Annotated in this window: 15 protein-coding genes; 9 read left to right on the top strand and 6 right to left on the bottom strand. The window is 51.2% G+C overall.

The features are described from left to right. The first annotated feature begins 88 nt into the window (after nt 1-88). Entirely contained in the window at nt 89-1,234 is a 1,146-nt protein-coding gene (gene dprA, locus AWQ24_RS12785) for a DNA-processing protein DprA (RefSeq protein WP_083993535.1), read from the top strand. Here the strand turns inward: dprA and carA are convergent. From carA to AWQ24_RS12770, 3 genes are all read right to left on the bottom strand, one after another. Next, entirely contained in the window at nt 1,231-2,373 is a 1,143-nt protein-coding gene (gene carA, locus AWQ24_RS12780; RefSeq protein ID WP_012308101.1) for a glutamine-hydrolyzing carbamoyl-phosphate synthase small subunit, read from the bottom strand. The genes dprA and carA overlap by 4 nt on opposite strands. A gap of 155 nt (nt 2,374-2,528) precedes the next feature. Beyond that, complete coding sequence (locus AWQ24_RS12775; RefSeq protein WP_065717032.1) at nt 2,529-6,812, bottom strand: PAS domain S-box protein; 4,284 nt, start codon at nt 6,810-6,812, stop codon at nt 2,529-2,531. A gap of 240 nt (nt 6,813-7,052) precedes the next feature. Beyond that, nucleotides 7,053-7,721: a hypothetical protein gene (locus tag AWQ24_RS12770; RefSeq protein ID WP_012308099.1), complete on the bottom strand. Its 669-nt coding sequence runs from the start codon at nt 7,719-7,721 to the stop codon at nt 7,053-7,055. A gap of 388 nt (nt 7,722-8,109) precedes the next feature. On the opposite strand from AWQ24_RS12770, the gene AWQ24_RS12765 reads away from it, so the two are divergent. The 5 genes from AWQ24_RS12765 (at nt 8,110) to AWQ24_RS12745 (ending at nt 11,826) form a co-directional block, all read left to right on the top strand. Next, nucleotides 8,110-8,724: a class I SAM-dependent methyltransferase gene (locus AWQ24_RS12765; RefSeq protein WP_065717031.1), complete on the top strand. Its 615-nt coding sequence runs from the start codon at nt 8,110-8,112 to the stop codon at nt 8,722-8,724. A 119-nt stretch (nt 8,725-8,843) separates the two neighbouring features. After that, nucleotides 8,844-9,773 carry a metal ABC transporter solute-binding protein, Zn/Mn family gene (locus tag AWQ24_RS12760; protein WP_065717382.1) on the top strand — a complete coding sequence of 310 codons (930 nt, stop codon included), beginning with the start codon at nt 8,844-8,846 and terminating at the stop codon, nt 9,771-9,773. Nucleotides 9,774-9,780: 7 nt separating this feature from the next. Beyond that, complete coding sequence (locus AWQ24_RS12755) at nt 9,781-10,584, top strand: metal ABC transporter ATP-binding protein (RefSeq protein ID WP_065717030.1); 804 nt, start codon at nt 9,781-9,783, stop codon at nt 10,582-10,584. After that, nucleotides 10,577-11,404 (top strand): metal ABC transporter permease, encoded by an 828-nt coding sequence (locus AWQ24_RS12750; RefSeq protein ID WP_065711301.1) that lies wholly within the window; start codon nt 10,577-10,579, stop codon nt 11,402-11,404. Before AWQ24_RS12755 ends, AWQ24_RS12750 begins: the two co-directional genes overlap by 8 nt. Next, complete coding sequence (locus AWQ24_RS12745; RefSeq protein ID WP_065717029.1) at nt 11,404-11,826, top strand: Fur family transcriptional regulator; 423 nt, start codon at nt 11,404-11,406, stop codon at nt 11,824-11,826. Before AWQ24_RS12750 ends, AWQ24_RS12745 begins: the two co-directional genes overlap by 1 nt. Here AWQ24_RS12745 and AWQ24_RS12740 read toward each other — a convergent pair. Next, nucleotides 11,790-12,302 carry a gamma carbonic anhydrase family protein gene (locus AWQ24_RS12740; RefSeq protein ID WP_065717028.1) on the bottom strand — a complete coding sequence of 171 codons (513 nt, stop codon included), beginning with the start codon at nt 12,300-12,302 and terminating at the stop codon, nt 11,790-11,792. The genes AWQ24_RS12745 and AWQ24_RS12740 overlap by 37 nt on opposite strands. A gap of 65 nt (nt 12,303-12,367) precedes the next feature. Here AWQ24_RS12740 and AWQ24_RS12735 point away from each other — a divergent pair, with 65 nt between their 5' ends. Further along, nucleotides 12,368-12,793, top strand: a complete 426-nt coding sequence (locus AWQ24_RS12735; RefSeq protein WP_030007627.1) for a secondary thiamine-phosphate synthase enzyme YjbQ — start codon at nt 12,368-12,370, stop codon at nt 12,791-12,793. On the opposite strand, the gene AWQ24_RS12730 is transcribed toward AWQ24_RS12735, so the two are convergent. Beyond that, a complete protein-coding gene (locus tag AWQ24_RS12730; RefSeq protein WP_065717027.1) occupies nt 12,778-13,320 on the bottom strand; it encodes a pyridoxamine 5'-phosphate oxidase family protein in 543 nt (180 codons plus the stop codon). The two genes, AWQ24_RS12735 and AWQ24_RS12730, sit on opposite strands and share 16 nt — an antisense overlap. Then, on the bottom strand, nt 13,321-14,580 hold the full coding sequence (locus AWQ24_RS12725) for a pitrilysin family protein (RefSeq protein ID WP_083993533.1): 1,260 nt from the start codon (nt 14,578-14,580) through the stop codon (nt 13,321-13,323). It lies immediately after the preceding gene. Between the two features lie 239 nt (nt 14,581-14,819). On the opposite strand from AWQ24_RS12725, the gene AWQ24_RS12720 reads away from it, so the two are divergent. After that, the gene (locus AWQ24_RS12720) at nt 14,820-15,149 is read left to right on the top strand and encodes a Mo-dependent nitrogenase C-terminal domain-containing protein (RefSeq protein ID WP_065717025.1); all 330 of its coding nucleotides are present in this window, start codon (nt 14,820-14,822) and stop codon (nt 15,147-15,149) included. Between the two features lie 213 nt (nt 15,150-15,362). Continuing rightward, nucleotides 15,363-15,881, top strand: a complete 519-nt coding sequence (locus AWQ24_RS12715; protein WP_045442251.1) for a phosphate-starvation-inducible PsiE family protein — start codon at nt 15,363-15,365, stop codon at nt 15,879-15,881. Nucleotides 15,882-15,907: the final 26 nt, after the last annotated feature.

Here is a 15,907-nt window from a genome sequence, read left to right as displayed (position 1 = left end):
TTATGTTTTCCAAGGTAATGGTGATTTTAGCAGCTACTGCAACTTCTTCTCAATACATTTTTGTTTTTTAATTAAATTAGTCATCAAGATGGAACAGCATTACTGGGTGGCTTGGTCACAAATCAAGGGGGTCGGCCCAAGTCGCCTCAAAAAAATTTGGCACTGTTTCGGCTCCATGGAACGAGCTTGGCAGGCTTCTGGCCAGGAACTGGGGGCAGTGGATGGTTTAGGGGATAAGTTGATTCGTCTGATTTTGGCTGGGCGATCGCCCCTTGACCCAGAGCGTATTTACCGTGAGCACCTTGAGAAAAATCCGCAATTTTGGACGCCAGCGGATCCAGAATACCCAAAGTTATTGTTAGAAATTCCCAGTCCGCCACCGTTGCTTTATTACCAAGGCCAAGTCAAGCTGTTAGAAAATCAAGGCCAAATTCCGGCGATCGCCATGGTGGGCACAAGGCATCCTTCAGAGCATGGTAAGCGTTGGACAGCGCGCATTAGCCAGGCCCTCGCCCAGGTGGGCTTTTCGATTGTTTCGGGTATGGCCCAAGGCGTTGATGGTGTTGCCCACAGTGCCTGCCTCAAGACAGGGGGACGCACCATTGCCGTCCTAGGAACTGGCATTGATCAAATCTATCCCGCGAGCCACCGCAATTTATACAACGAGATCCTGGCCCAGGGCTTAATTTTGAGTGAATATCCGGCGGGGACGCGACCAGACCGGAGCCATTTCCCCGCCCGAAACCGGATTATTGCTGGGTTAACCAGAGCGACCCTGGTGATGGAAGCCCCTAGCCGTTCTGGTTCCCTCATTACGGCCCACTATGCGATGGATTTTAACCGTGAGGTTTATGCCCTGCCCAATTCCCCCGAACAGCAAGCAGCCACGGGGTGTTTGGACTTGATTCGGCGGGGAGCGGGCATGATTTTAGGGGAGACACAACTGATCGAGGAGTTGGGCGGACTGCCCCAGTTGGATGCAGCTTTCCCCCAGCTTAGTTTGTCATTCCCAGAGCCAGCGGTTGAGCCGACCCCACAGCCCAGCACAGATTTTCGGCAAATTTCCCCAGAGTTACTTCCCCTCTGGCAGGCGATCGCCCCTGAACCCACGGCCTTTGATTTGATCGTTGTCCAGTCTGGCATGGGGGCAGATCAGGTTTCGGCGACCCTATTGCAATGGGAACTCGAAGGATTCATTACCCAACTGCCAGGGATGCGGTACCGTCGCCTTTAGGCATTTTTGTGGGCTTTCATGGAACGCACAAATTTTTCAAAGAGGTAGTCAGCATCGTGGGGGCCGGGGCTCGCTTCAGGGTGATACTGTACCGAGAAGAAAGGCAAGGTTTTATGTTCTAAGCCAGCGACAGTGCGGTCGTTGAGGTTGAGGTGGGTAATGGCGACATCTTCGGCGAGGGAGGCTTCGGCGATCGCAAACCCATGGTTTTGGCTGGTAATTTCAATTTGCTTTTGCTTGAGACCAGCGGGTTGGTTGAGACCCCGGTGGCCAAATTTGAGTTTAAAAGTTTCAGCCCCCAATGAAAGCCCCAGAATTTGGTGCCCCATGCAAATGCCGAAGGTGGGTTTTTCAGCCTTAAGAATATCTTTAACCGTGGCGATGCCTTCGGTGACGGCGGCTGGATCCCCAGGGCCATTGGAAAGGAAAATGCCATCGGGATTATAGGCAAGGATTTTTTCGGCGGGGGTGTCGGCGGGAACAACGATTACCCGGCAGCCATAACTCGCCAAACGGCGCAGAATATTGCGTTTCACACCAAAGTCAATGGCAACGACGGTGAGTTCCTGGGCTTCGGTTGCGCTACTGCTAAATTCCCAATGGCGATCGGTAATTTCAGTCCATTCGTAAACGCTAGCGGTGGTGACATCCTTGACGAGGTTTTGGCCTTCCATGGAGGGGACGTCTTGGAGTTGGCGGAGGAGTTCTTCGGGGTCGAGAATTTCTGTGGAGATCGCGCCATTCATCGCCCCAGATACCCGCAGGCGACGGGTTAGATCCCGCGTATCAATGCCATAGATGCCCACAACTTGGTGCTCTTTGAGATAATCGGGTAGGGCTTGGGTAGAACGCCAATTACTCGGTCGGGGAGCAATGTTCCGGGCGATCGCCCCTTTCACTTGGGGACGGCTGGATTCTTCGTCTTCAGGAGTTACGCCAGTATTGCCCAGCTCAGGATAGGTAAAAGTCACAATCTGGCCGCGATAACTGGGATCGGTGAGGACTTCTTGGTAGCCCGTCATGCCTGTATTAAAAACGACTTCCCCAAAGGTGGTACCTGTCGCGCCAAATGACCGTCCGTGGTAAGTGGTGCCATCGGCTAAAACAAGGAGGGCGGGTTTTGCTTTCACAAGAGACATGGGCGGATTGACCTTTGATATATGCGTAACTTCTGCTGCTCAATCTTACTTGATCCGTTCCCTTCTCTACCGCTCCCAGGGGCGATCGTCGTTAATTTTTCTTGACCTAAACATTCTACTCTCCTACTTGAAACCGGATCGATTGGGAAACTTGCTCAGTTTCTGGCTGTTTCAGGGCTGTCCTCGGCGAGGGGAATGGTTACTGTAAACTGACTGCCTTTGCTGAGTTGGCTCGTGAGTTCGATCTGGCCGCCGTGGAGTTGCACGTATTCTTTCACGATATTGAGGCCGAGACCTGTGCCGGGGATATTTTGGGTATTACTGGCCCGGTAGAAAGATTCAAAAATGTGGGGTTGGTCTTCTGGGGGAATGCCGACCCCTTGGTCAATGATAGTTAAGGTCAACGCTTCGGCACTGCTGCCTAACTGGACAGTCACCGTGGTGCCGGGGGCTGAATATTTACAGGCATTACCGAGAAGATTATTCAGGATGTGTTGCAACAAATTGGGGTCGAGGGCCAGGGGAGCGGCGATCGCCCCGGTGGTCTCAAGGTTAAAATGGTGCTGCTTCCCAAGACCAATTTTGAGTTCGGCGATGAGATCTTGGCAGAGGGTCACAATATCCACCGCTTGGCGTTGGCAACCCAGTTTTCCGGCTTCGAGGCGACTCATGGTCAGTAGATCATCGATCAGTTGTCGCAGTCGGATCACGCTATCTTCAATATTGTTGAGATATTGCGATCGCCGCGCTTCGGGGAGATGGTCGTGGTAAGCACTGAGGATTTGAGCCGCACCGAGGATCACCGTTAGGGGCGTGCGGAACTCGTGGGAGGCGGTATCAATGAAGCGGGTTTTCAGGTGATTGAGTTCCCGTTCCTGGGTGAGGGCTTTTTCGAGCTCCCGTTTGGCCCGGCGCTGTTGGGTAATTTCTGAAGCCACGCCCAACACTTGATATTGGGGGCGATCGCCAGGGAGTTGGAGGGGCAGTTTCACCGTCCGAAAATAACGGGTTGCCCCTAGGAAATCCGTCGCCTTCGCCTCGTCAATGACCACGATTTTTTGTTCCCGGAGCACCTGCTGATCGGCCTGGATAAAACAGTCTGCTTCCTCAGAGTCTGGATGTAGATCACATTCTCGTTTCCCGACTAATTCATTGACCGTGGTGCCATAGAAATTCGCCATCGCCTGATTCACCAACAAGAAGCGGCCATCTTTATCTTTGACAAAAATTAAGTTGGGATTGTTATCGATGACCAGACGCAAAAAGGTTTGGCTCTGTTGCAGATCCCGTTCAGCCCGTTTGCGCTCCGTGAGGTCTTGGGTATGTACCATCACCAGATCCGGCTGGATATAAATATAAGTGGCCAGAAAATAGCGTTGAAATGCCTCAGGGTCATCGGGAGAGGGAATTTGCAGCGCCTCTTCAAAGGTCGTTTTAAAGTCGAAACAGCGGCGAATATTCTGATGAATCGCGTGGTCTGCGCCGTAAATGGCGTGGCTGGGGCAATGGAGAAAATCCTGGAGGGAGCCATCGTTGGCAATCTCGGCGGCACTGTTGTAGTCAATGAGGTAAAAGTTTCCCTGACGGTGCTGCCAGGTATAGGTGGGAATGGGAAAGTTGCGATATTGGGAACGGAGGAGGGCTTCGGTCTCACGGATTTTGAGGGCGGCGCGATTCCGGGCGGTGATGTCTCGACAGACGCAGATATAGTCACCGTCACTGGTGATGGTCAGGGAGATTTCTTGGGTAAAAATCTGACCATTTTGGCGTTGGGCGATCGCCTCCCCTTGCCAAGATTTGTGGCGATTGAGGTGGGGGAGAATATCTTTTTCTAAGCGTTTTTGCTCACTGGGGGCAAACAGCACCTCTTTCCAGGAATGCCCTGTCAAGCTCAAGCGGTGGGGATAGTCAAACAGTTCTAAGAAAGCGGGATTGACTGAGATGAATTCTTCCCGCTGCAAAATGGCGATCGCATCCACCGCCGCATCCACCGCCGCCAACTGACGCCGCAGATTTTGTTCGATATTTTCTAGCACACGGGTGCGCTGTTCCACCCGAAACTCTAGCTCTTGGTTGAGGGTTTTGAGGGTGGTTTCAAAGGCTTGGCGATCGCTCATATCCATCCCCGTGGCGATCACATAATGGACGTTCCCTTGTTTATCCAAAAGAACGCCATGGGACCAACGCAGGTGGTGAACTTTCCCCGATTTAGCGCGCCAATCTACCTCGTAGGTACGGGGCTTTTTTTGTTGGAGGAGGCGTTGAAATTCCTGGACAATCTCCGCGACATCATAACGATCCCATAACAACAGATCCCAGAGGTACTGGTGGGCCACCTCGGTAAATTGATAGCCCGTAAGTTGCTCACAGGCCGGGTTAAACCGGATAATGCGCCCCTCCCGGTTCAGCACCATGAATAGGGCCGGGGTGAGGTCAAATAGGGTTTCGAGGAAATCCTGTTCCTGGCGGAGTTCCATCTCCGTGAGCTTCCGTTGCTGAATTTCGGTGTTGAGGGTTGCATTGAGGGCTTTGAGCTCCCTGGTGCGCTCTTGGATGATGGTAGTGAGGTTTTCTTGATCGGTGATCAGCTTTTGTTGGGAGAGTTTGAAGGGGGTGACATCGTGGGCGGCCCAGACCACTTGCTGCTGGTTAATGGCGACGATTTTGGCGACAAACCATACGGGGGCGAGGTGGGGATCTGGCTGCAGGGAATATTCATACTTCACGCTTTCCCCTGACAAGGGTTCATGGTCTGGGGTGGTGCCTTTGGCGATCGCCTGGTGAAGGTATGGCGTGAGGCGGCTTTGGTGCGCTTGTAAAAACTGGTAAGTCTCCTGGCAGAGATCTAGGGGGCCACAGCAATGGTTATTCTGGGGAGCGGTCACCTGCTTGATTTTCCAAGTTTGGGGATTGATCACAAAGACAATGTCGGTGATCGCTTCAAACAGGGCTTTCATCTGGCCATCGGTCAGCTTCAGTTGTTGGGCGATCGCCTGTTTAGCAGTCTTTTCTTCCTTTAGTTGTTGATTTAAATTTTGCAGTCGTTGATCCTGCTGCTGGAGAGAACGTTTGGCTCCTGCTGTTTCGAGGACATAGCGCACCGAACGCATCAAAATTTCCCGCTCCGTTTGGGATTCCCCCGCGCACAGACTCCGCAGGAGGTAATCTTGGGCACCCAGCTCGATGCATTGGTGGGCCAGTTGGATATCTTCTTGGCGATCATCGGTGAGTAACAAAATAGGTCGTTGGGCGGCGCTGTTTTGTAAGCGCATAAAGGCTTCTAATTTGCCAGAAGAAACGATGTTGACATCGAAAATAATCAGGTCGTAGGTGTCCGTTTTTAATTGGGCGATCGCCTGGGGCAGACTGTCCACCTGGGTCACTTGAAAGGTTAGGGTACTGCCCAGGGGGGGATGCAACAGATGCTGGAGGATCACCGACTCGGTGGCAAGGCCTTCGATCAAGAGCACCCGTTGGGGCAATCCTTGTGGGTGGGGTTCTAGGGCCGCAACCTGGGCGATCGCCCTCTGGGGACGCCGGGCCACTTGGTCTAAGCGTTGTTGGAGGCTATGGGTTTGCCAATGAAGGGCGACGGGATCTAAGACCTGCAAAATTTCTCGCCAAGAAACCTTCCCCAACAGTTGTTCTTCTTCGTCAACCACAGCGGCCCAACTGCCATTAGTTTCGACTAAATGGGCCGCCACTGACCAGAGAGAGTCCGTGGGTTTGACCCGCTGAAAATCATGGCTCCCCTCCGTGGCGATCGCCGTTGTGAGACCCTCTTTCCCCTTACCATAGCCCCGCAAAACATCCCATAGGGTCACCGCCCACAAGCCATTGGATGAGGGGGTAGTCATGGCACTGGCTTTTTCCATAACCATCAGGAGGGACTGTTGTTTTTGGTGTAAACGATGGGCCGCCATCAACAGAGTGCTATGGGAAGGCATCAAGGACAAATCCGTCACCATCACATCCTGGACTTGTCGCATTTGCAGGAGAGGCTCCGACCACAGGAGGCGCTGGAGGGAAAGACGTTCCACAAAACCGAGCCAAAATCCGTTCTCTCCCTGCACCGGCAGGAGATCCCGCTGCTCCTGGTGCATACGGTCGAGGCCCACCCAGGGATGCTCTAGATCTGCCAGGGCGATCGCCTTGGGGGGAGCCGTCATCACATCCCGTGCCAGGGTCTGCCTCAAATCAACATCTTCCGTAATCAGCTTCAAAACCGTTTGGGGCGAAACCAAACCCTGCAATTGATCTGCCTGCACAATCGGCACACAGGGGGCCACCATCTGCAACCCGACGCACTGGGGCACTGTCCACGGTCGAAATCCCGCCAACACATCGGCGATCGCCGCCGTCGGCGGAAAAGTTGGCATTCGACTCGGATCAATAATCTGGGCCTTGAGGGCAGCAAAGTTCACTGGAATATTGACCATGCGTTGCAGCTCGTAATTTCTGGGCTAGGGTTGGATGACAAACAAGAACTTTGACGATTTACACCAAATAAGACCGCACTGTATCTATCCCACTAAACTCAACCCTCTGTTGCCAGAAAAATTAACTTAATCGTAACCTTTGCTAAGGTTTTACTCCCACAACTATTACGGAATTTAGCAATCTCCTGCCGTGGTCTGATTTTGATGCTGGTGTAGAGGGCATTGGCTGAGACGACTGTGTCAAAGCTGTTTGGGGTCAAAGTCTTCAGCCTTGATCAAATCAAAACTGGTCGCAAAAGCTTCTTCCGGATTAAAGGCGGGCTTTTTCGGTGGGTTGAGTTGGGGGTTTGTTTTTTTCGCTGCCTGGCGGTTCAAAAGTTTTTTGGAAGGCTTGGGGGAAGCCTGTTTCGGTGGTTTTTGGGGCAGGGTTTCTTTTAATGTCGCTCTGTTCCGTGGCGGCGTAGGCTTTTTCGTGGGACGAGAGGTCAAGGAAGTCCGAGCGAAAGGAGTCTTGTTGGTGGCGTGCAACTGATCCGGGAACAAATGTTCAATGAAAAAATGAATCGTATGTTGATTGACATAGCCCTTTAATACCGCAATTTCCCCGAAGCGCAGAGAGCGTCCCCAGGCATCATGTTTTTGGGCTGCCAGAATATCCTCTAGCTGTTCTTCATCAATGAGGTGGGCTTCCAGCAGATATTGACCAATATTTTTCCGTTCGGGCTGTGTGTGACGCATTTCCCAAAGCAGTTCAAAAAAATCAATGGTTTCTTCGACTGCCCAACCCCGGAGCGCAAGAATTTCACCGAGGGACATTTCTGGATGCAACTCTCGGTCATATCGCACCACCTGGGCCTGGGTATCACTTAAAAGCCCCGCTTGGATTAGGGTTTGAATGAGAGTTTCCATAAGTACCGGGTTTAGATGCAGTGGTCAGGGGCCTAGGTTAAGGCTCACTTTAAGAAATCGATGGGGAATAGGTAATGCTGCTTTTGATTGGTTGGAGATGCCTACATTTTAAGACAGTGGAGTTTTAGAATTATAGAACTTAATTTACATTTTAAAAAATAAAGAGTTTAGTGGTCGATGACTCAAAAATCAGCCGTTTTCTCGGATCGTGACCATGAAAATGTTGGCGTTTAGGGTATGATTTTTCTCAATTTTTCAAAAGTCATATTGTTCATATTTTTAATCATGGCATCATCAAAAAAGAGAATATTTCTTAAGTAAAAATACCGGCCATTGCCCCGCCTCGCAATAAAATCATGGGGGTGTGGCCAAGGCTACGGAAAAAAATATGCATATTTACAATCGCTTTATTCTTCCCTCTTTACTGGATTATGTGATGCATCGCCAGGCGATCGCCCAACAACGGCAAACATTACTTCAGGCGGCCCGGGGCAAGGTCCTAGAGATTGGTTTCGGCACCGGGGCCAATCTTCCCCATTACCCAGGGGGAGTAGAAACTTTGCATGTCGTAGAGCCGGAAAGAATGCTACAACAACGGGTCGAGCAGCGGATTCGTCAATCGGGGTTACGGGTCGAGTGGCATGGCCTGCGGGGAGAAGCGCTCCCCTTTGAAGACCGCTATTTTGATACAGTAGTGAGCACTTTTACACTTTGTACGGTACAGGAACCCGCCCAAGTGCTCCGGGAAATTCGTCGTGTCCTGAAAAAAGATGGCTACTTTCTGACCCTAGAACATGGCTTGAGTCCAGACGGGGCGATCGCCCAGTGGCAACATCAGCTAAATGGCGTAATGAACTGTTGCGGCGGCGGCTGTAATTTAAACCGACCGATGGGGTCGCTCCTCAAGGCGGCGGGCTTTCAGGTGGAGACCCTCAAAGAATTTTATTTACCGACCCTGCCCTCCATTGGTGGCTATCTCACCATGGCGAAACTTGCTCCTTAGGGCTTGGGGGTTTACGGGGCGATCGCCTTTCTCTTAAAATAAGAACGATTATCATTTCAAGAAAGCGAGAAACGAACGTGCGATCGCCAATAACTTTTTCCCTCGCCGCCCTAAGCTGTCTGGGGCTCCTCTTCGGTTGTGGTGCAGACCCCGCTACCCAGACGGAAACATCCACTTCTAGCCCCGTAACCCCAGAGGCAACGACCCCCCAGCAGGAACCCCTGAAGATTACCGTTAGTGTTCTACCCCAGCAGTATTTTGTCGAAAAAATTGGTGGCGATCGCGTCCAGGTTTCAACTTTGGTTGGCCCTGGGATCGAGGCAGAAAATTACGAACCCAAACCCCAGCAGTTAAAGGATCTCAGTGAGGCCGACGCCTACATTGGCATTGGCATCTTTTTTGAAGAAGTGTGGGGCGATCGCCTCCGCTCCGCCAACCGAGAAATGACTTGGTTAGACACCGCCGAGGGCATCGAAAAATTACCCCTCGCCGATCACCACCACCATGGCGACGACGGTCATAGCCACGACCATGACCACGAAGGCGAACTACTCGATCCCCACATTTGGCTCTCTCCCCAACGGGTTAAACAGCAGGCCGAAAGTATTTATCAACTGCTCATCCAACTCGACCCCGACGGCGAAACCATCTATGCTGATAATCTCAATCAGTTTTTAGGGGAACTGGATCAACTCGACCAAACTATCCGCGAGCGGTTAGCGCCTTTAGAAAATCGCACCTTCTTGGTCTTTCATCCTGCCTGGGGCTATTTTGCGGCGGACTACGACCTAGAGCAAGTCTCCATCGAGGTAGAAGGCCAGGAACCCAGTGCCGCAGAACTCGCCCAACTTGTCCAAACCGCGAAGGAAAAGCAAATCCGCACCATTTTCGTGCAATATCAATTTAATGTCCAAGCCGCCGAGGCGATCGCCCAGGAAATTAACGCCGAGGTGGTACCCCTCGATCCCCTCGCCCCCAACTGGTCAGAAAATATGTTGGCCATGACCGATGAATTTGTCCAAGCCAGTCGCCCCAATCCCACGGAGTAGTTCCCCCATGGAAACGGTCATTTCCCTCGAACGGGTCTGGGCGGGCTATCCGAAGACCCCTGTCCTCGAAGACATTAACCTACAGGTACAGGCCTTGGATTTTATTGGTCTGATTGGCCCCAATGGTGGCGGGAAAACCACCCTACTGAAAGTGCTGCTTGGTTTGGTGCAACCCCAACGGGGGACGGTCAAAATTTTAGAGCGTCCTGTCACCCAGGGCCGCCGCTACATCGGCTACGTGCCCCAGATCCTAGAACTTGACCGGGATTTCCCGATCCAAGTCCGGGATGTGGTAAACATGGGGCGTTTGGGTAAACGGAAATTATTCCACCGCTACAATCGCAAGGACCGGGAAATTGTCCAGCGTTCCCTCGTCCAAGTGGGCATGGCTGATAAAGGCGATCGCCCCATTGGGGAGTTGTCTGGGGGGGAAAGACAACGAGTTTATATTGCGCGGGCCTTGGCTTCAGAACCGAAAATTCTGCTCCTCGATGAACCCACCGCTAACGTTGATTCCCAGGTGCAGAATAGTATTTACGAACTGCTCAAAGAGCTTAATCAATCCATGACGATTATGATGATCTCCCACGACCTTGGCGCGATTTCTACCTATGTCAAAACCGTGGGTTGCCTGAATCGCCGCTTGCATTATCATCATGATCGCCTGATCACCCCCACCATGATCGAAGAAACCTACCAATGCCCCGTGGATCTCATTGCCCACGGCATTCCCCACCGGGTTTTTCCAGATCACGGTGATGGCTCCCCGACCTCAACCCACCACCATTCTTCATCCTGCGACCATGCTTGACGCCCTCCAGTTCGACTTTATGCAAAATGCCCTCATGGCGGGAATCCTCGTCAGCATCGCCTGTGGCATTATTGGGACTTTTGTCGTCGTCAACCGCATTGTTTTTATTAGTGGGGGCATTGCCCATGCCGCCTATGGGGGTATTGGTCTGGGCTATTTTTTTCAATTTAATCCTATCTGGGGGGCGATCGCCTTTGGCCTGATTTCTGCCCTGGGAATGGGCTGGGTTGAACAACAAACCAAGCAACGGGGTGATACCCTGATCGGCGTAATGTGGGCGATTGGCATGGCGATCGGTATTATTTTGATCGACTTTACCGAGGGTTATAAAGCGGGTTTAGAGAGTTATTTATTTGGCAGTATCCTGGCGGTGCCCCGGTCGGATCTGTGGCTAATGTTTGGCGTTGACTGCGTGATTATTGCCCTGATTGCCTTGCTTTACAAAGAACTCCTCGCCATTTCCTTCGATCCGGTGTTTGCCACGACCCGCAATTTGCCCGTGCGCAGTCTGTACCTCGTCCTCGTGGGTTTAATCGCCCTGACGGTGGTAATGGTGATGCAAATTGTCGGTTTAATTATGGTGATTGCCCTCTTAACGATTCCGGCGGCGATCGCCAGCCAATGGCAGAAAAAAATCACGACGATGATGGGTTTAGCCAGTCTTTTAGGGATTAGCTTTACGACGACGGGCCTCTGGCTCTCGTATCGCTTTAATCTGACTTCGGGGGCAACGATTATCCTAGTTTCAGGGATTGCCTATCTCCTGAGCCTCGGACTCAAAGCCTACGGCGATCGCCAATCCACCCAACCAGAAGCCTAATGTCCAAGAAACTCACCAAAAACCAACGCACCATTCTCCAGCTCATCCAAGCCAAAGAAACCGAAACCAGCGCCCAAAATCTCCATTTCGAGATGCAGCAAACGGGCCTAAAAATCGGCTTGGCCACCGTTTATCGCGCCCTGAAATTACTGAAAGTCAAGGGCAAAATCCAAGAGCGGGTCACCCCAGAGGGAGAATCGTTCTATAGCAAAATTGGCATGACCGAACACCACCACCATCATTTAAACTGCGTCAACTGCGGCCAATCTTATCCCCTCGATAGTTGTCCTATTAGTCAAAAAATTACCGACTGGTGCCAAACCCAGAAGTTCAAGGTCTATTACCACACCCTCGAATTCTTTGGCCTCTGCGCCGACTGCCAGACTCAGGCCGATAATGCTGAATGTTTTAACGCCAACTGATAATAGGCTTTGGCATGGTCAATTAATTCCGCTGCTTGGGTATCGTCCACATCCTTGAGGCGTTTGGCGGGAATGCCCACCATTAGAGATCGCCCTGGGACATCTTTTGTGACGACACAACCCGCGCCGATAATACTGCCAGCGCCGACCCGTACCCCATCTAGAACAATCGCCCCAATACCAATCAAACAGCCTTTCTCAATGTGGGCACTGTGGATCACTGCTTTATGGCCGATGGTGACGTAATCTTCAAGCACCGTCTGTTTACCCGGATCACCATGGAGCACCGCTCCATCCTGGACATTGCTAAAACGACCAATCTGAATCGCCTCTAGGTCGCCCCGCACCACCGCCCCGTACCAAATGCTTGATCCCTCGGCGAGGCTGACATTGCCGATCACGGTGGCATTCGAGGCCACAAAGGCCGCTTGGCTCAGATCAGGGGTGGCAAGGGAAATATTAGACCAGGTGGACATGGTGGCTGTTGGCTCATTTTTCCCTATTCTAAAATGAGTTAGCCCGCATTTTTTTACTGTCCCCTATGCTGCACCAACATCAACGCGCCTTACAAATCCAAACCCAAGGAAAATCTCTCCACAAAATTACGGCCAAAATCGAGTCTTATGTGGCCGAATCGGGCATTAGAGCAGGATTATGTGTTGTGTTTGTGCGCCATACTTCGGCTTCGTTAATCATTCAAGAGAATGCGGATCCGGATGTGCTGTTAGATTTAGAAAATTTCATGGCGAAATTGGTACCAGAAGATGGCCGTTCGTATATTCACAGCGCCGAAGGCCCCGATGATATGCCTGCCCATATTCGTTCAGTGCTAACCAAAACCTCTGAACAAATTCCCATTGCCAATGGTCGCTTGGTGTTGGGGACATGGCAGGGCATTTATCTCTGGGAACACCGCAGTTATCGCCATACCAGGGAAGTGGTGGTGCATATTTACGGGGAAAAATAAGCCTTGAGAGAGTCGAGATCTAACTGGACTTTGGTGTCGATCAATTGCCCTTGGGATAACAGGCGATCGCCACTGACCCAAGCTTGCTGTACGGTGAATTGATACATCCGCCGGGGGGAAGCACTGAGGTAATCTGCGGCTTGTCGGGGTGTGGGTCGTTTGGCCCGCTGGTCGAATCGGCTTAAAACTTGTCGCAGGGGTTCTAATGCGGTTAATTCTGTGGCTGTTCCTGCGAAAAAGGCAGCCTTAATACGACGAGGATCATAAACTGTGACCATCGCCCGGCCTTGGTTCTGGTAAAGATTTTGGGAATGTTGGGCGGCGATCGCCGATGACCAATAGAGGTTTAAGCCCTGATCCCAGACGAAGAGCAATGGGCTACTCCAAGGCAGTCCGGTCGGTGAACAAGTGCTGAGGCTGCAATAAATTTGTGTTTCGAGTAACTCTTTGACGAGGGCGATCACCCCTGGATCGGTGGCTTTGGTTGTGTCCACCCAGCCGTTTTCTGCCGTTGCAAATTGTGCCATTTAGGTGCCGGTTAAAGTGACGATACCGTAATGTTCCGGAGAAAGATATTGTCGCACTAAACGCTGGAGTGATTCAATCGTAAAGGTTTCGACCATCTGGGGATAGTGGTGGGCATAATCAAGGTTACCGAGGGTTTGGTAATAGCCGTAGAGCCCGGCCAACTGACTCGCACTTTCCGTCGAAAAAATATGCTCATTACACAACATGCGTTTTGCCCGGCGTAGTTCATCTTCGCTCACACATTGGGTCTGCAGATCAGCGAGGCGATCGCCAATCACCTGTTCCACATCGTCTAAATGTTCTGGATCGAGCCAGGCCTGAATCGTAAATAAACTAGAATCCCGTTGCAAAGAGAAACCACTGTTAATATCCAAGACCCACTGGCGTTTTTCCCGCAGCTCTTGCACCAGCCAAGCGGAAGTTGTCCCGGCCAGGATCACCGACAGCAAATCTAGACCGACTGCGTCATTAAATTGTTCGACCCCCGTCCCCAGCCAACCGAAGATTAAGCGCGCCATTTCCACATTGGGCACTTGAATTTCATTGCGACGAATCTCGATCAGAGGGGGTTCTGCCTCCACCTCAAAGGGGGGACATTCAGAGGGCACCTGAAAATCGCTAAAGTTGCTTTGAATGAGATCCAAGGCCTGGTTGACTTGAATATTACCAACCATGCTGATGATCAAGTTTTGGGGTTGATAATGGGTCCGGTGAAAACAGCGCATTTGGTTGGGGGTATAGCCACATAGTTGCTCGGCATTGCCCAAAATCGAGCGGCCATAGGGGTGATTTTCGTACAGCAGACGGCTCAAGGCTTGGAAGGCGAGCCAGTCGGGATCATCTTGGCTGATGCTAATTTCTTCGAGTACTACCTGGCGTTCCCGGATAAATTCGGCGTCGGGAATGGTGGCATTGCGTAAAATATCGCTCAGATAGGGCAGGGTTTCTGGTAGGCGATCGCCTGTAGTGCTGAGGTAGAAATGGGCGTAATCGTAACTGGTGGCGGCATTACTCAGCCCACCACAGGTTTCGACAATTTGATCAAACTCACCGGGACAGACTTGGTGCGATCCCTTAAAGATCATGTGCTCTAAAAAATGAGCCATTCCTTCCCATTCTGTCGGTTCGGCGATCGCCCCTGCTTTAACCCATACATCGGTGACCACCACAGGCGTCCCCGGCAAATATTGATGCACCACCTGGAGGCCATTGGGGAGCGTAAACAATTGCACCGGATCGGGTTGGAGAGAGTAGGGCAAGGGGATAACCGAGGCTAAACTTACCCCCCATCATAACCGCTTCTTTTCCGGGGCTTAAAGGAACGTGAACTTAGCTAAACAACAACTTTTTTTTGCGACGCCCCGATACAGGCTTTAGTTAAGCAGACATTATTAAACATAAATAAGATTTATATGATTTTAGGGTTTATATTCTTTGAGCTTATTACTAGACTGTAGAAGAACAAGGTTTTTCGCCTACTTCCCCAAAAATACTTGCCATGATTATTTTTTCCCGCCGACCCTCTCTCAAAAATCCCAATCAGCAACTGCGGTTTTTGCCCACGACATCTTTCGATCTGCTCCAGCCTCTCCGTCAATGGCTCAAGGATCTAGAAATTGACGATCCAGATCGCGCCCGATTGATTTGTCAACTGGTGCCCGCCCAGTGCCCCTTTGCCCAAGAAATTTCCTTAGCGGGTCTGATTCACTTTAAAATTCCGCCACTGTGTAAGCTCAATCCCCTTTACGAAGAAGTCATCGGCCTACGATTTAGAGCGCTTTGTTACCTCGCCGAAAAATGTCCGAGCGAAGTTTGTCGCTATTGCTAACGCTTTAGGTTGGCCAAATTGCCAATCTTGAAAGTCCAACTCTGGGTTTGCTCCTTAGGATGATGAACTGCCCCAGGATTTCTGAATAGTGAAGACGAGAAAAATCAATGGTCAAACTGAAACCAATCAGAGCGTATTCCACTTCTTTTCGCTGCATGGCCCAAGCGACGCGGGTTCATCCAGCAACGTAGTTTTTAAATTAATTTAATGCCAATGAAAACGCCTCAAACTTTCTCTCTCCCTTGGTACCGCTGGCTCAATAGCCAATATGTTGTGCGGTTGTTAGAAACGGTTCAAGATCTGATTGTGATTGGCCTGTGTGTTGGGCTGTTTAGCTTTATGGTGTTGCAACTGCGGGAGATGGTGCTTTCGTTGTTGCCGCCTCTGCAATTTCAGACGGTTACTTCTGATATTCTCTTTTTACTGATTTTGGTAGAGCTGTTTCGTTTGCTGATTATCTACCTCCAAGAACACCGGGTTTCTATCGGTGTGGCGGTGGAAGTGTCGATTGTTTCTGTGCTCCGGGAAATTATTGTACGCGGTGTTTTAGAAACGCCTTGGACACAGGTTTTGGTTGCTTGTATTTTTCTGTTGGTTTTAGGGGCGCTGTTGGTGATTCGCGTTTGGTTGCCACCGACCTTTGACGGCATTGATCCGGAGCAAGTCGTCTCGCAGCGGCACCGTTCTCGGCGTCATCCCCAAGAAAAAGAGAATCACACGCTGATTTCCTAGGGAAGTATTTTATCGGCAGCACCGGG

The sequence above is a fragment of the Picosynechococcus sp. PCC 8807 genome (genome assembly GCF_001693295.1).
In the GTDB taxonomy this organism is placed as follows: Bacteria; Cyanobacteriota; Cyanobacteriia; order Cyanobacteriales; family MRBY01; genus MRBY01.
This window is presented reverse-complemented; position numbering and strand designations above follow the sequence as displayed.

Excerpts from the sequence above, each read along its gene's own strand:
- dprA (WP_083993535.1), top strand. The coding sequence starts at position 89 with ATGGAACAGCATTACTGGGTGGCTTGGTCACAAATCAAGGGGGTCGGC.
- carA (WP_012308101.1), bottom strand. The coding sequence starts at position 2,373 with ATGTCTCTTGTGAAAGCAAAACCCGCCCTCCTTGTTTTAGCCGATGGC.
- AWQ24_RS12775 (WP_065717032.1), bottom strand. The coding sequence starts at position 6,812 with ATGGTCAATATTCCAGTGAACTTTGCTGCCCTCAAGGCCCAGATTATT.
- AWQ24_RS12770 (WP_012308099.1), bottom strand. The coding sequence starts at position 7,721 with ATGGAAACTCTCATTCAAACCCTAATCCAAGCGGGGCTTTTAAGTGAT.
- AWQ24_RS12765 (WP_065717031.1), top strand. The coding sequence starts at position 8,110 with ATGCATATTTACAATCGCTTTATTCTTCCCTCTTTACTGGATTATGTG.
- AWQ24_RS12755 (WP_065717030.1), top strand. The coding sequence starts at position 9,781 with ATGGAAACGGTCATTTCCCTCGAACGGGTCTGGGCGGGCTATCCGAAG.
- AWQ24_RS12750 (WP_065711301.1), top strand. The coding sequence starts at position 10,577 with ATGCTTGACGCCCTCCAGTTCGACTTTATGCAAAATGCCCTCATGGCG.
- AWQ24_RS12745 (WP_065717029.1), top strand. The coding sequence starts at position 11,404 with ATGTCCAAGAAACTCACCAAAAACCAACGCACCATTCTCCAGCTCATC.
- AWQ24_RS12740 (WP_065717028.1), bottom strand. The coding sequence starts at position 12,302 with ATGTCCACCTGGTCTAATATTTCCCTTGCCACCCCTGATCTGAGCCAA.
- AWQ24_RS12735 (WP_030007627.1), top strand. The coding sequence starts at position 12,368 with ATGCTGCACCAACATCAACGCGCCTTACAAATCCAAACCCAAGGAAAA.
- AWQ24_RS12730 (WP_065717027.1), bottom strand. The coding sequence starts at position 13,320 with ATGGCACAATTTGCAACGGCAGAAAACGGCTGGGTGGACACAACCAAA.
- AWQ24_RS12720 (WP_065717025.1), top strand. The coding sequence starts at position 14,820 with ATGATTATTTTTTCCCGCCGACCCTCTCTCAAAAATCCCAATCAGCAA.
- AWQ24_RS12715 (WP_045442251.1), top strand. The coding sequence starts at position 15,363 with ATGAAAACGCCTCAAACTTTCTCTCTCCCTTGGTACCGCTGGCTCAAT.